9 protein-coding genes are annotated in these 12,821 nt (G+C 68.7%); 2 read left to right on the top strand and 7 right to left on the bottom strand.

Translation table 11 applies throughout. The annotated features are described in order from the left end of the window. The first annotated feature begins 88 nt into the window (after positions 1-88). Positions 89-1,177 (top strand): hypothetical protein, encoded by a 1,089-nt coding sequence (locus BHS09_RS31920; RefSeq protein ID WP_140795172.1) that lies wholly within the window; start codon positions 89-91, stop codon positions 1,175-1,177. A gap of 1 nt (position 1,178) precedes the next feature. Here the strand turns inward: BHS09_RS31920 and BHS09_RS31915 are convergent, their stop codons facing one another. The 4 genes from BHS09_RS31915 to BHS09_RS31900 all read right to left on the bottom strand — a co-directional run bounded on the left by BHS09_RS31915 (position 1,179) and on the right by BHS09_RS31900 (position 7,496). Beyond that, positions 1,179-3,329 carry a catalase gene (locus BHS09_RS31915; RefSeq protein WP_140795171.1) on the bottom strand — a complete coding sequence of 717 codons (2,151 nt, stop codon included), beginning with the start codon at positions 3,327-3,329 and terminating at the stop codon, positions 1,179-1,181. Between the two features lie 156 nt (positions 3,330-3,485). Then, positions 3,486-4,136 (bottom strand): SRPBCC family protein, encoded by a 651-nt coding sequence (locus BHS09_RS31910; protein WP_140795170.1) that lies wholly within the window; start codon positions 4,134-4,136, stop codon positions 3,486-3,488. A gap of 123 nt (positions 4,137-4,259) precedes the next feature. Next, positions 4,260-5,675, bottom strand: a complete 1,416-nt coding sequence (locus BHS09_RS31905; RefSeq protein ID WP_140795169.1) for an L-serine ammonia-lyase — start codon at positions 5,673-5,675, stop codon at positions 4,260-4,262. Between the two features lie 201 nt (positions 5,676-5,876). Then, positions 5,877-7,496: an SNIPE associated domain-containing protein gene (locus BHS09_RS31900; protein WP_140795168.1), complete on the bottom strand. Its 1,620-nt coding sequence runs from the start codon at positions 7,494-7,496 to the stop codon at positions 5,877-5,879. Positions 7,497-7,682: 186 nt separating this feature from the next. On the opposite strand from BHS09_RS31900, the gene BHS09_RS31895 reads away from it, so the two are divergent. Further along, positions 7,683-9,047, top strand: coding sequence for a tail fiber domain-containing protein (locus BHS09_RS31895; RefSeq protein ID WP_237079940.1), 1,365 nt, complete (start codon positions 7,683-7,685; stop codon positions 9,045-9,047). Between the two features lie 78 nt (positions 9,048-9,125). Here BHS09_RS31895 and BHS09_RS31890 read toward each other — a convergent pair whose 3' ends face one another. The 3 genes from BHS09_RS31890 to BHS09_RS31880 form a co-directional block, all read right to left on the bottom strand. Then, a complete protein-coding gene (locus BHS09_RS31890) occupies positions 9,126-9,950 on the bottom strand; it encodes a hypothetical protein (RefSeq protein WP_140795166.1) in 825 nt (274 codons plus the stop codon). A gap of 14 nt (positions 9,951-9,964) precedes the next feature. Continuing rightward, entirely contained in the window at positions 9,965-10,768 is an 804-nt protein-coding gene (locus tag BHS09_RS31885) for a hypothetical protein (protein ID WP_237077639.1), read from the bottom strand. 61 nt (positions 10,769-10,829) lie between these two features. Continuing rightward, complete coding sequence (locus BHS09_RS31880; RefSeq protein ID WP_140799898.1) at positions 10,830-12,800, bottom strand: serine/threonine-protein kinase; 1,971 nt, start codon at positions 12,798-12,800, stop codon at positions 10,830-10,832. Between the last annotated feature and the right edge of the window lie 21 nt (positions 12,801-12,821).

The raw sequence follows: 12,821 nt of genomic DNA, 5'->3' as shown, positions 1-12,821 counted from the left end.
CGGCATCCAGGGCGGTGAAGGCCGGGAGGCGTCCGTGAAGGGGCGCCGGCCCGGCCTTGAAGTATGCTCGCCCGGGAGAGGGACGGACATGTCTGACGGGAAGAGGCGGCCCGGTCGCCCGGGGCGTTCCGAGGAGCCACGCATCGCCCCGGACGAGGACGAGGACGCGACGCGGGACATTCCGCTCCTCACGCGCCCCGAGGAGACGCGCATGGGGCCCGTGGAGCCTCGCTTCGAGGAAACGCGCATGGGCCCGGTGGAGCCGCTCACCGAGGAGACGCGCATGGGCCCCGTGGAGTCCTTCTCCCAGGTGGAAGACCTGCCCCCCTTGGAGCCTCTCGCGCTGGAGATGCGGATGGGGCCCGTCCCCGACGCTCGGGCTGCCCGGGCGGGTCGCTCACGCGGCGTTGCCAGGAGCGCGCGGACCGAGCCGCCAGCGCCGCCTGCCGAGGTCCACACGGACGTCATGCCCCCGAAGCCTCCCAGGCCACGCGGAGGCCCGGAGGCGAAGGCCACGGGAGGGGTGGTGGGCGCTCCGGAGAAGCGCGCCAGCCCGCCGAAGGCCAGTGCGTCCCCCGCCAGCGTGGGCGTGGTGCGCCTGAGCCCGCTGGAGCCCCTGGGCGCGAAGGTGGTGGCCGCGGAAGAGGCCCCCGCGCTGCGGACGATGTTCGCGAACCACTCGGCGCTGCTGGCCGAGCAGCTCCGCGACGCGCTGTCGACGAAGATGTATGGCCGCGGCCCTCACCGGGTGCTGCGCATCGACGAGCCGGAAGGGCCCAGCACCGCGGGCGGGAAGCTGGCGCGGCAGGCCATCTCCCTGGTGCCTCGCAAGGGCGCGGGGAGCTCGCTGACGTGTGGCTGGGTGGACGTGTCCAAGCGCGAGGCCCAGCTCCGCAACTTCGAGGCGGTGGCGAAGCGGTACGAGCTTCACCACGGCGAGCCGCTGGAGATGCAGGCCGAGGAGTACGAGCGCTTCCTCTCCGACGTCGAGGCCGTGCTCACCCAGGCCGTCATCAAGGTCCGCGTCATCGTCCCCGAGGAAGCGGGCACGGTGCGCGTCGCGGGCCCCGCCGCCTCCGCCCGCGCGACGGGCGTCCCGCCCCTCTGGGCGGGATTGCTGGCCGTGCTGGCCTTCGTGCTGGGCCTGCTCGCGGGGCGGATGGGGTGGGGCGGCTGAGCTACGCGGGGGGCGGGGCCTCACGCTCCCAGTGGCGGCGGGCGATGGACTCGGCGAAGAGCTGGCCGAAGCCCTTCGTCTCCATCTTCGCGCTGCGGACGACGCCGCGCGTGGCGTCCAGGCCCTTGCTCGGCGGCGCCTCCAGGTCGCGCACGCCCGCGGCGTCCAGCAGGGTGTCGGCGTCCGCGGAGAGCGCCAGCGCCTTGCAGTGCACGTAGGCCTCGCGCACGAAGTCCACCGCCAGCGGCACGCGCCGCAGGGCCGCGACGCTCTTCTCTCCACCGGGCACGTAGACGGCGTCGTACATGACGGAGGACGCGGTGGAGAAGGTCCGCAGGGGCCGCTCCTCCCGGCCTTCCTGGCTCGTCACCGGGCTCAGCGTGGGGCCCACCAGCTCCAGCGTCGCGCCGCGCTCCTCCAGCACCTTGCGCACGCCGTCCAGCTCCTTGCCGGCGAAACCGTCCGACACCAGGGCCGCGATCTTCCGCGTCCGGATGGAGTCATGCGGCGAGTTCTCCATGCTCAGCGCCGGGGACGTCTCCACGGAGGGCGCCGCCTTCTTGCCCGCGGCCTTGGACGGCTTGGGGGGCTTGGACACCTTGGGCGGCGTGACGCCCACGGCGCGCGCCACGCGCACGGCCAGCTCCGGGTCCACGTTCACCAGAATCTGGTTCACCACGCGCTCGCGAATCTCCACGCGCTCCACCTTGCCAATCTCGAACTCGAGCGCGGCCACGAGGTGCTCCTGCTCCGGCTTCGACAGGCTCTTGTAGAAAAGGGTGGCCTGGCTGAAGTGGTCGCTGAAGCTGCCGCTGCGCGCGCGAATTTTGTGGCCCTCCACGCGCTCCTGGTAGTGGCGGAAGGCGTTCGTGGGGTTGGCCAGCACCGGGCAGCCGCCGCCCAGGGAGTTGGGATGGTAGTTGGCGCGAGACGTGGGAATCGTCTGCCGCCCGAAGCCGTCCTGCTGGTGGTTGGTGACGGGGCACACCGGCTTGTTGATGGGCAGCTCCGCGAAGTTGGGTCCGCCCAGCCGCGTGAGCTGCGTGTCCAGGTACGAGAAGAGCCGCGCCTGCATCAGCGGGTCATTGGTGAAGTCGATGCCGGGGACGACGTTGGCCACGCAGAAGGCGACCTGCTCCGTCTCCGCGAAGAAGTTGTCCGGGTTGCGGTTGAGCGTCAGCTTGCCCACGCGCTGCACCGGCACCAGCTCCTCGGGGAGCAGCTTGGTGGCGTCCAGCAGGTCGAAGCCGTACTTGAGCTCGTCGCCTTCGGGGATGAATTGGAGCCCCAGCTCGTACTCGGCGAAGTCGCCCTTCTCGATGGACTCCCAGAGGTCGCGGCGGTGGAAGTCCGGGTCCTTGCCGGACAGCTTCTGGGCTTCGTCCCAGGCGAGCGCGTGGTTGCCCAGCAGCGGCTTCCAGTGGAACTTCACCAACGTCGCCTTGCCGGCCGCGTTGACCAGCCGGAAGGTGTGGACGCCGAAGCCCTCCATCATCCGGAAGCTGCGCGGAATGGCGCGGTCCGACATCAGCCACATGATCATGTGCGTCGTCTCGGGGACGAGCGAGACGAAGTCCCAGAGCGAGTCATGCGCCGAGGACGCCTGGGGGATTTCGTTGTGCGGCTCGGGTTTGACCGCGTGGACGAAGTCCGGGAACTTGATGCCGTCCTGGATGAAGAAGACGGGCATGTTGTTGCCCACCAGGTCGAAGGTGCCTTCCTCCGTATAGAACTTGGTGGCGAAGCCGCGCACATCACGCACGGTGTCCGCCGAGCCACGCGAGCCGCCCACGGTGGAGAAGCGCACGAACACCGGCGTGCGCAGGGATGGGTCGGTGAGGAAGCGGGCCTGGGTGTACTTCTCCAGCGACTTGTAGACCTGGAAGTACCCGTGGGCGCCCGCGCCGCGCGCGTGGACGGCGCGCTCCGGGATGCGCTCGTGGTCGAAGCGCATCATCTTCTCCCGGAAGTGGAAGTCCTCCAGGAGCGTGGGGCCGCGGATGCCTGCCTTCAGCGAGTTGTCCGTGTCCGAGATGGGAATGCCCTGGTCCGTGGTGAGGACCTTCCCCTCCGCATGCATCCGGTGGGGTTCGAGGCTTTCGCTCTTGAGCGTGGTGGGCCGGGTCTTCGCCGAGGGCTTGCGCGGTTTCATGGGTGCCTGTCGCCAACGAGAGAGGTGAAGGCGCCGTCTACGCTGGCCGCGTCCACCCTGGGGCCATGAGGCTTGGGGGGACGTCGGCGAGTCGGCACTCGCGCGCGTGGCAGTGTCCGCCACTGCGCGCTCGAACCCCGTGGCGTCAGGCGTGCATCACGGCACGGCGGGCGCGGCCACGGCGGGAGCACCTTCTCCGGCCGGTGCAGCGGCGGCGGCTTCCGTGCGAGCCTTCTCCTCCGCGATGCGCGCGGCCTCGGCCTCCGCGTGCTTCTTCGCGTCGGCCACGGCGACGTCCTTCATGGTCGCCAGGCCCTTCTCGAAGTCCTTCCCAATCATGGCGTCCATGTCCATGAACAGGCTCATCGCCTTGCTCACGAAGTTGTTCTCGCCCGACATGGCCCAGACGACCTGGGTGCCGCCCTCGGCGGCGCTGAAGGCGAAGGTGCTGGTGTTGGTGGCGGCGAAGGGCTTGATGAACTCCAGCTTGATGGTGACCTGCTCGTTGGCCTTGCTGTCGGTGATGGTCATCCGGCCCTCACCGACCTGGTCATTGCCCACCCAGGCGTAGCCCGCGCCGGTGCCAGACTCCGCGCCGGAGTAGGTGCGCTGCGCCTGCGGGTCCAGACCGTCCCAGGGGGACCACTCGGTCCAGCGGTGGAAGTCATTCACCAGCGCGAAGGCGATGTCCGCGGACACGGGGAGCACCGCGGCGCGCTGATAGGTGAACGTGTCGGGGCGGGTGACGACGAAGCCGACGAACAGCAGGATGACGGCGGCGAGGCCGACGAGAATCTTCTTGAGCATGGGGAGTGGGTCCTCACGAGGCGGCCTGGCGTGGCCGCGCTCTTGCCGCGCGTCTTAGAGCGTGTCCGGCGCTCCGCGCAACCCACGCACAGCACAACGACTACGACGGAGATTGGTTGTGGCTCAGCATTCCGGAAGGCCCACGCTCAGGTTGGCCACCTCCAGCACGTTGGCGGCCAGCCCCCCCCGCGACGTCTCCTTGTACTTGTCCTTCATGTCGCGGCCGGTGTCGCGCATCGTCCGGATGACCTTGTCCAGGCTCACGAAGTGACGCCCGTCGCCAGAGAGGGCCATGCGCGTGGCGTTGATGGCCTTCACGGAGGCCATGGCGTTGCGCTCGATGCACGGCACCTGCACCAGTCCGCCAATGGGGTCGCAGGTGAGGCCCAGGTTGTGCTCCATGGCGATCTCCGCCGCGTTCTCCACCTGGAGCGGCGTGCCCCCCATGACCTCCGTGAGCGCACCCGCGGCCATGGAGCAGGCGCTGCCGACTTCACCCTGGCAGCCCACCTCCGCGCCGCTGATGGAGGCGTTCTCCTTGTAGAGCACGCCAATGGCGCCGGCGGTGAGCAGGAAGCGCACCACGCCGTCCTCGTTCGCGCCGGGCACGAAGCGCCAGTAGTAGTGCAGGACGGCGGGGATGATGCCCGCGGCGCCGTTGGTGGGCGCGGTGACGACGCGGCCTCCCGCCGCGTTCTCCTCGTTGACGGCCAGGGCGTAGAGGTTCACCCAGTCCAGCACGGTGAGCGGGTTGGTGAGGCCAGCCTCGGGGCGGCTGATGAGCTTCTGGTACATGCCCGCGGCGCGGCGCTCCACCTTGAGTCCGCCGGGGAGGATGCCGCCGCTGGTGCAGCCTCGGCGCACGCAGGCCTGCATCACGTCCCAGATGCGCAGCAGCCCGGCGCGAATCTCCGCCTCGTCGCGCCAGGTCTTCTCGTTGGCGAGCATGAGCGAGCTGAAGCTCATGCGCTCGCGCTCGCAGTGCGCCAGCAGCGCGGCGGCGGACTGGAAGGGGAAGGGCAGCGGCGTGGTGTCCTTGCTCAGCGGGTCCTTGCCCGCCACGGCGGCGGACTCGTCGACAATGAAGCCGCCGCCCACGGAGTAGTAGACGGCCGATGCCAGCTCCGCTCCGTCCCCGCCGCAGGCGGTGAAGCGCATGCCGTTGGGATGAAAGGGCAGCGAGCGCCGGCGGTGCATGACCAGGTGCTCGCCGTCACGAAACGTCACCTCGCGCTGACCGAGCAGCGCCACGCGGCCTTCCGCGCGCCAGCGGGAAATGATGGCGGGCACGGCCTCCACGTCCACGCCCTCCGGCGTCTCGCCCATCAGGCCCAGCACCAGGGCCTTGTCGCTGCCGTGGCCCTTGCCCGTCGCTCCCAGGGAGCCGAACAACTCCACCTTGAGCCGGGTGAGCCGCTCCAGCACGCCCGTGTCCGCCAGCTTCCGGGCGAACATGCGCGCCGCCCGCATGGGCCCGACGGTGTGCGAGCTGGAGGGTCCGATTCCAATCTTGAAGAGGTCGAAGACGCTGACGGCCATGGCGAGCGCAACATGCCACGTTTCCAGTTCCGTCCCAGTGTCCCTCCGCCGAAGCGCATGTCTCCACGTGGACGGATGAACGTCATTGGAAGTCCAACGAGCGCGGGTAGGTCGCACTCCAGGCGAGAGTCCTCAGTGTCGTGCGCGTGTGACGCGATAGACGCGGTGCGTTGTCTGGCCCGCTGCGTCGAAGTGGCGGGCTCAAGCGACGGCGCGCCGTGGCGCGGACGCCGTGGATGTTTCCGCGCCGTTTCGTTCCTCGTCGATGAGCGCGAGTGACTTGCGGTACTCGGCGGCTTCGGCGACGCGAGTCAGCTCGAAGTCACCGTGGTGCTCGCGCACGGCCTCGGCGATTTCGTCCAGGCTCACCCGGAAGAACTCCTTGCGCTCGTTGATGCGGTTGACGCGCCGGTTGGCGAACGTGCGGTGCAGTTCGGACTCCAGCTTGGGCGCGTCATGGGTGCGGATGATGGCGTGGACGTCGAACTCGAAGGGGACGGACGCGTCACCCAGTTCGTCAATGCGGTCCATCGGGACGAGCCGCCGCGTCATCCCGACCTTGTAGACGTCCTCGCCGAACGAGCCGATGTTGGAGATAACGTAGACGTGTCCGGTGCGGGTGAGCTGGGCCTGGGAGATGGCGCGTTGACGCTCCAGGTCCTCGGCCAACCGGCGCTCCAGTTCCGCGATGCGCTCTTGCAGTCTCTGCTGCTGCGCACCGGTGCTCTGCTCGAACTCGGTGCGGGCCTTGCGCAGGGCCTCCTCGTCGCGCCGCGCTTCCCGCTCGGCTTCGAGCCGGGCGCGCTCCAACTCGCGCTGGGCGGCTTCTTCCTCACGCATCTGCTCGCGGATGCGCCGCTGCTCGTCCTTCTCCTGCTGAAGCTTCTCCTGGTACTCGTGGGCGAGCCGCAGTTCGTCCAGCTTGAGGTCCACGTACTTCGTGGCGATGAAGCACTGCTGGATTTCGGTGAGGGCGCTGATGGCGTCCGCGGCCTTCTGGATGCGCGCCTCCATGGCCTTGACGTTCTTGTAGCTGACCTTGGCGACGCAGGCGTCCGCCTCGCCGTTGAAGGCGCGCAGCATCAGTTTCAGCGTCCGCTCCGTCTGCTTGCGGCCCTCCGCCTTGCTGCCGTTGACCTCCCACTCAATCTTGCAAAAGGCGGCCTTCTTCTCCTTGAGCATTTCCTTCTGACGCTCGCGGATGTCTTCCAGGCGCTCCTCGTACTTCTCCGATGTGGAGAAGTTGTAGACGGGTTTGTAGAGCCCGTAGGAGCGGAGGACCGACTCCTCCTCCAAAGGGCGCAGCTCCGCGGCCAGCCGGGAGATGGTGTTCTCGAGCTGGGTGCGCTCGACCTGCGCCTGTTGGCGCTGGACTTCCGCCTCACGGGCGTCTTTCTCCGCCTGCTCCCGGATGCGCGTTGCCTCGGCCTGGGCCTGAGTCTGAGCCTGGGAGATGGCGCGTTCATTCTCCTCCTTCGCGTGCACCAAGTTCAGCCTGGCGCTCTGGATGGCGGCCTCCGCGTCCTCTCGAGCCCGCGTCAGCTCCGCCGTGACGCGGTTCCGCTCCGCGGCCAGGGACTGGGCGGTGTCCGACCTCTCGCGGGTCAGCTCCGCGGCCACCCGGTTCCGTTCCATGGCCAGCGTGTGCGTGGATTCGGCCTTCTCGCGCGTCAGCTCCGACAGGACGCGCTGGCGTTCGGCCTCCACGTCGAGCACGGGCTTGAAGCGCCTCTTCACGGCGGCGAGCCGGATGGCGGTGAAGACGAGCAGCCCGGACGACAACAGGCTCACAAGCCCCAGGACCCAGACGGCAGGCTGCATCGGTGTCTCCCCCTCGGATGGCCTCCTCGTGGAAGGAGGCGCGTGGCCGCATCTACGGCCCATGGTGGGGGCCGATGCTCAGTCAACGCGCGTGCGTCCCGGAATCCCCCCTCGGGAGTATGGACCTTTCCGCGAAGGAAATCGGTCGGGGTCGTTTCCTACCCGGATTCCACACCGGGAGACGAGATGAGGGGCAGAGAACTGTTCGCCGCGATGAGCTGCATCACCCTGGCCACCACGGGGTGTGGTTCCGAGGGGCCACCCGCACAGAATTGGGAGGTGGGTTCGGGGCTCCGGTTGGATGACAGCAACGTCGTCAGTGTCGCGTATGGAACGGGGCCGGGGACCGTCGTGGAAGGGAGCGACCCTCGCTTGAGCGATGCGCGTCCGCCGCTGCCGGGCAGTGGGGGCTACATCCAGAATGGGACGCAGCCCCAGGACGCCTCGCTGTCTCTCGCGGGCACGGCCAGCACGCGGTCCGGTCTGTTCGTCGACGCGGCGGCGGCTGTCTCGTCCCCCGTACCGCTGCTTCGTGTCACGAACACGAGCGAGGCCCAGCCGGTCTGGGACGCATTGCCGGTCTTCACGGTGGACTCCGGCGGCGGACTGCTGGCGCGAGGCGCGTATGAGCTGGGAGCGCCGCTGCCGATGAGCGGCAGAGGCATGCGGCTCATGTGGGCGCCGGCCCGCGGAGTGTTCCGCGCGGGCAACGCGGAGACTGAGTGGGACATCGCCAACGTGGGGGAATATTCGTGGGCCGGAGGCAACCGGAGCCGGGCCAGCGGGTACGGCACTTTCGCCTTCGGTGACCAGTGCGTCGCCAGCGGCACGGTGGCCGTGTGCTTCGGCTCTAGCAATCAGGCGACGGGAACGGCGAGCTTCACCAGTGGTGCGTCCAACACCGCGAGCGGCTTTGGCTCCACGGCCCTGGGGTACACCAGCACCGCGGCGGGGCAGGGGAGCGTGGCGCTCGGGTACAGCGCCCAGGCAACGGGCGATTACGGCGTCGCGCTGGGCTATCGCGTGTCCACGGGGGGCCGCACAGGCGCGTTCATCTGGGGCGACGGGTCGACCACCACCGCCACCAGCACCGCGGACAACCAGTTCATGGTGCGCGCCGCGGGAGGCGTCCGCCTGCGGACCCGCGCCGACCTGGGGACGGGGTGTGACCTTCCGGCGAACTCGGGTGTGTTCACCTGCACGTCGGACCGCAACATGAAGGAGGACTTCCGCCACGTCGATGGGGAGGCCCTCCTGGCGAAGGTGGCGAAACTGCCCGTGGAGTCCTGGCGCTACAAGGGCGAAGACCGGCAGGTGCGGCACCTGGGGCCCGTGGCGCAGGACTTCCGCGCCGCGTTTGGCCTGGGGACCGATGACACCAGCATCGGCATGCTCGACATCGACGGGGTAAACATGGCCGCCATCCAGGCGCTGGAGCGGCGAACGCGGGAGCTGAACGCAAAGAGCGCCGAGCTCGACGCGCTCAAGGCGGAGCTGGCGGAGCTGAAGGCGAGCGTGGCGCAGTTGAAGGCGTCGCTGCCGCGTCCGTGAGCCGCTGACGCCAAAAACACGAAGGGCCGGGAAGACGTCCGTGGGACGCCGGCTCCCGGCCCTGGGGCTGATGGACGGCTACTGGTCGTCGCAGGGCGTGCCCAGGCGGGCGCCTTCGTACACACCGAGCTCGTTGTAGATGAGCGGCAGGTTCTCATCCACGGGCACCTGGCGCAGCTCCAGGCGGCGCTTGGTGTTCTCAATCCACAGGGCGGGCTTCGCCTTGTCGAGCAGCAGGCGGAGGTCTCCGCGCTTGGTGGAGAAGATTTCGCCTTCGGAGTCGGAGATGACGTTGGTCATCTTCTGGGCCTTCAGGCTGCCGCGGGGCCCGATGAAGACGCGGTAGCTCTTCTTCTCCGCCTCGTGGAAGCCACGGTCCACGAAGTAGTAGGCGCCCTTGGTGTCACGCAGCAGCGCGTAGGGCACGAACTTCTGCGGGTTGGGCTGGAAGCTGGCCTTGCGCAGCAGCTCGGAGGCCGGCTCACCGTCCAACATGGTGAGGGGAATCTTCTTCTCACCGCAGGTCAGGGAGCAGGTGCGCTCCTTGCGGTCAATCTCCACGCTCGACATCACCCGCCAGTCGATGCCGCGGAAGTTGGGGTTCGCGCCCTTGTTGAAGAAGCGCGGGTCCAGGAAGGACGTGGCCGACGTGTAGGGGCCGGGGCGGGGCACCTGGACGAACTGCTTCTCATCGCCGTAGTAGAGGACGGCGTTGGTGTCCTCGTCGTCGGGCGTGAGCGCCACGAAGTGGCCCTTGCCGTCGGTGCACACCGACGTGGCCTCCAACATCATCTTCTCGCCGAGGTTGGACTCCTTGCCCCAGGGGGGCTGGATGGGCTCGGCCGCCATGGCGGCGGTACACGCGAAAGACATCGCCGCGAAGGCGAAACGCTGGAATCGCATCGTGAAGGCTCCGACTACAGGTTCTGCTTGAAGTACTTCGTGGCGAACTTGTCCTGATTGGAGGCGTCGCGGGAGGTCGTCCAGATGACGCGGTCCGCTTCAATCTTGGGTTCCAACGCGGAGCCAAAGCGGCAGCTGACCTGCTTCACCTTCTCCTGGATGGTCTGCTTCGCGATGGCGGACGCCGTACACAGCTCCTTGAGGCTGGTCAGCGGGGTGCCACAGAAGCTGGAGATGCTCAGCTCCTTGAGCTGGTCCTCGTTGATGCTGCTCCAGTCGATGCGGGCGGCCACGGACGTGCCACACGCGTTGTTCATCTCCTGGAGGGTGGCGGCAAATTCCTTCTCGTGGCCGGACTCCTCGCCCTTGCGGTCGAAGGCCATCAGCTTCGCCAGGGAGCCGTCCTTCATCTGCTTCTGGTGCTGCGCGTAGACCTCCTCCGGCTTCAGCGCGGCGGTCTTCTTCTCGTCATAGGCCAGGCGGATGGGGCGCTGGCGGCCGGGCACGTAGAGCTCGTACTTCGTGTCGCGCACGTGCAGGGCCGTGTACTTCCGGCCGTGCCACTGGGTGCTGTAGTTGAACTGCTCGGTGCTGCGGGTGCTCCAGTCGTTCTGCTCGTAGGGGAACACCAGTCCATCGAACTCCGAGCCCGTGCCCTTCACGCGCAGGATGAACTTCTTGTCGGAACGGGGCGTGAGCGGCACCACGGCCACCTCTTCGCCCTCCGTGCCGGAGTACACCTTGCCAGCTTCCACCGGCGCGGCGGCCAGGGCCTGTGACGCCCCCAGCGCGACTGCCGCGACAATCACTGCGACCATGTTTCTCAAGCGAATCACCTCGTGTTGCATGAGGGCCCCCCTACCTGGATGGCCCGCTGTTTCAGAGCTCGATGTCGTGCTTCTGGCAGAACTTCTTGACCTTGGCACGCTCCGCTGACGCGACCTTGGGCCACTCGCTGACCGCACCGCCCAGGTCCTTCTGCTGGCAGTAGGCGCGGGTGAGCAGCGAATACGCCGCCATGGAGCGCTTCGTGCGCTGGCTGCTGCGTGCCAGCGCGATGGCGCGGCTGGCGTCACCCGAGGCCAACGCGCTTTCTCCGTCCTTCAGCAGCTTGCGGACCTGCTCCGGAAGTTCTTCCTTGGCCTCGGGACGCGTCACCGGGCGCGAGGTCGGCTTGTCGGGTACGGTGTTGGTGGCCACGACCACCTGCTGCGGGTTGTCTGTGTCCGGCGGAGTCTGCGTGCCGTTGGCCTGCTCGGTGCCGTTGGCTTGCTGAGTACCGTTGGCCTGCTGCGTGCCGTTGGCCTGCTGCGTGCCGTTGGCCTGCTGAGTGCCGTTGGCCTGCTGCGCGTCCTGAGGGACGCGGGTGTCCGTCACGGGCGTCGTGGGCGAGCCCGAGCCGGAGGTGCCACCCTTCATCCACCAGACGAGTCCCATGCTGGAGGCCAGTAAGACCGCCGCGGTGGCGCCGATAATGGCGCCGCGGCCTTTCGCCGCGGGGGGCGACGAGACCGGCGTCGACGGGGCGGACAACAGCGCCGCGGCGGCATGGGCCTCGGCGGCGCTCGGGATGGGCACGGGAACGCTCACGGCCGTGTGGTGCTGGGCGGGACGTTCCTGCACGGGAATGGCCGGAAGCTGCTTCGAGATGAGCGTGGGCTCCAGGCCAGGCGGGTCGATGAGCGATGCGGCGGACAACTGCGCCACGCCCATCTGCCCCGTGGCGGACGGACTGAAGCCCTGCGCCTGCGCCACGCCCATCTGCCCCGTGGCGGATGGACTGAAGCCCTGCTGGCCGGTGCCGGGCGCCATCGTGGAATCGAAGCCCTCGCGGCCCGTGTCCGGTGCCACCTTCAGGCTGCCAGGCGGGACGGTGGCGGACAGCGACGACGGGCCCGCGGAGGGCAGGGCGATTCCGGACGTCGGGGCCTGGGGACGCGGGGCAGGCTGGTTCCCCGCCGTGGTGGACAGCGAGTGCAGCGGCGTGCCCGTCAGGTCCGCGATGAAGGTGGAGACGTCCGGGTAGCGCTCGTCCACGCTCTTGGCGAGCGCGCGCATCACCGCGGAGATGGCCTCCGGCGTGGCCTCGGGACAGAGCGGGGCCAGGGGCTCGGGCGGCTCATAGACGACGCGGAAGATCATCTGCGCGAGGCTGCCTGAGCCGAACACGGGCTTGCCGGCCATCATCTCGTAGACGATGCACCCCAGCGCGAACACGTCCGTGCGCGCGTCGATGTCCCGGTTCTTCCCCTGGGCCTGCTCGGGCGACATGTACTGAGGCGTCCCGATGATGGTCGCCTCCTGCGTCTGCACCGTCGTGGAACTGAGGACCTTGGAGATGCCGAAGTCGAGCAGCTTCACGCGCTCGCCCACCACGCCGCCGGAGTCGGTGGGAACCAGGAACACGTTGGCCGGCTTGAGGTCGCGGTGGATGACGCCCGCGCCGTGCGCCGCCTGGAGCGCGGAGCCCATCTGCCGGGTGAATGAGACCACGTCCTCCATGGGCAGGCGCCCGCGCTCCAGCCGCTCCTGGAGGCTCTCTCCGCGCAGGTACTCCAGCACCAGGAACGGGTTGCCGTTCTCCAGGGTGTCGTAGTCGAGCACCTCGACGATGTTGGGGTGGCCCAGCCGCGAGGCAATCTCCGCCTCCCGGCGGAAGCGCGCGAAGATTTCGGGCGTCAGGTGGTCGCCGCCGCGCAGCACCTTGACCGCCACCTGCTTGCCGGGGAGCCGCAGGTGCTGGGCCAGGTACACCGAGCCCATTCCTCCCCGTCCCAGCAGGGAGACAATCCTGTACGTATTCCGCAGGACCTCATCAATGCGGAGGTCACCATCAGCGGGTAGGGTCATGGGGCTGGGACTCTCAGGCAG

Origin of the sequence: Myxococcus xanthus (assembly GCF_006402735.1) — a bacterium.
GTDB lineage: Bacteria > Myxococcota > Myxococcia > Myxococcales > Myxococcaceae > Myxococcus > Myxococcus xanthus_A.
The sequence above is the reverse complement of the archived record's forward strand: the minus strand, read 5'-3'. Positions and strand labels throughout refer to the sequence as shown.

Excerpts from the sequence above, each read along its gene's own strand:
- BHS09_RS31920 (WP_140795172.1), top strand. The coding sequence starts at position 89 with ATGTCTGACGGGAAGAGGCGGCCCGGTCGCCCGGGGCGTTCCGAGGAG.
- BHS09_RS31915 (WP_140795171.1), bottom strand. The coding sequence starts at position 3,329 with ATGAAACCGCGCAAGCCCTCGGCGAAGACCCGGCCCACCACGCTCAAG.
- BHS09_RS31910 (WP_140795170.1), bottom strand. The coding sequence starts at position 4,136 with ATGCTCAAGAAGATTCTCGTCGGCCTCGCCGCCGTCATCCTGCTGTTC.
- BHS09_RS31905 (WP_140795169.1), bottom strand. The coding sequence starts at position 5,675 with ATGGCCGTCAGCGTCTTCGACCTCTTCAAGATTGGAATCGGACCCTCC.
- BHS09_RS31900 (WP_140795168.1), bottom strand. The coding sequence starts at position 7,496 with ATGCAGCCTGCCGTCTGGGTCCTGGGGCTTGTGAGCCTGTTGTCGTCC.
- BHS09_RS31895 (WP_237079940.1), top strand. The coding sequence starts at position 7,683 with ATGAGGGGCAGAGAACTGTTCGCCGCGATGAGCTGCATCACCCTGGCC.
- BHS09_RS31890 (WP_140795166.1), bottom strand. The coding sequence starts at position 9,950 with ATGCGATTCCAGCGTTTCGCCTTCGCGGCGATGTCTTTCGCGTGTACC.
- BHS09_RS31885 (WP_237077639.1), bottom strand. The coding sequence starts at position 10,768 with ATGGTCGCAGTGATTGTCGCGGCAGTCGCGCTGGGGGCGTCACAGGCC.
- BHS09_RS31880 (WP_140799898.1), bottom strand. The coding sequence starts at position 12,800 with ATGACCCTACCCGCTGATGGTGACCTCCGCATTGATGAGGTCCTGCGG.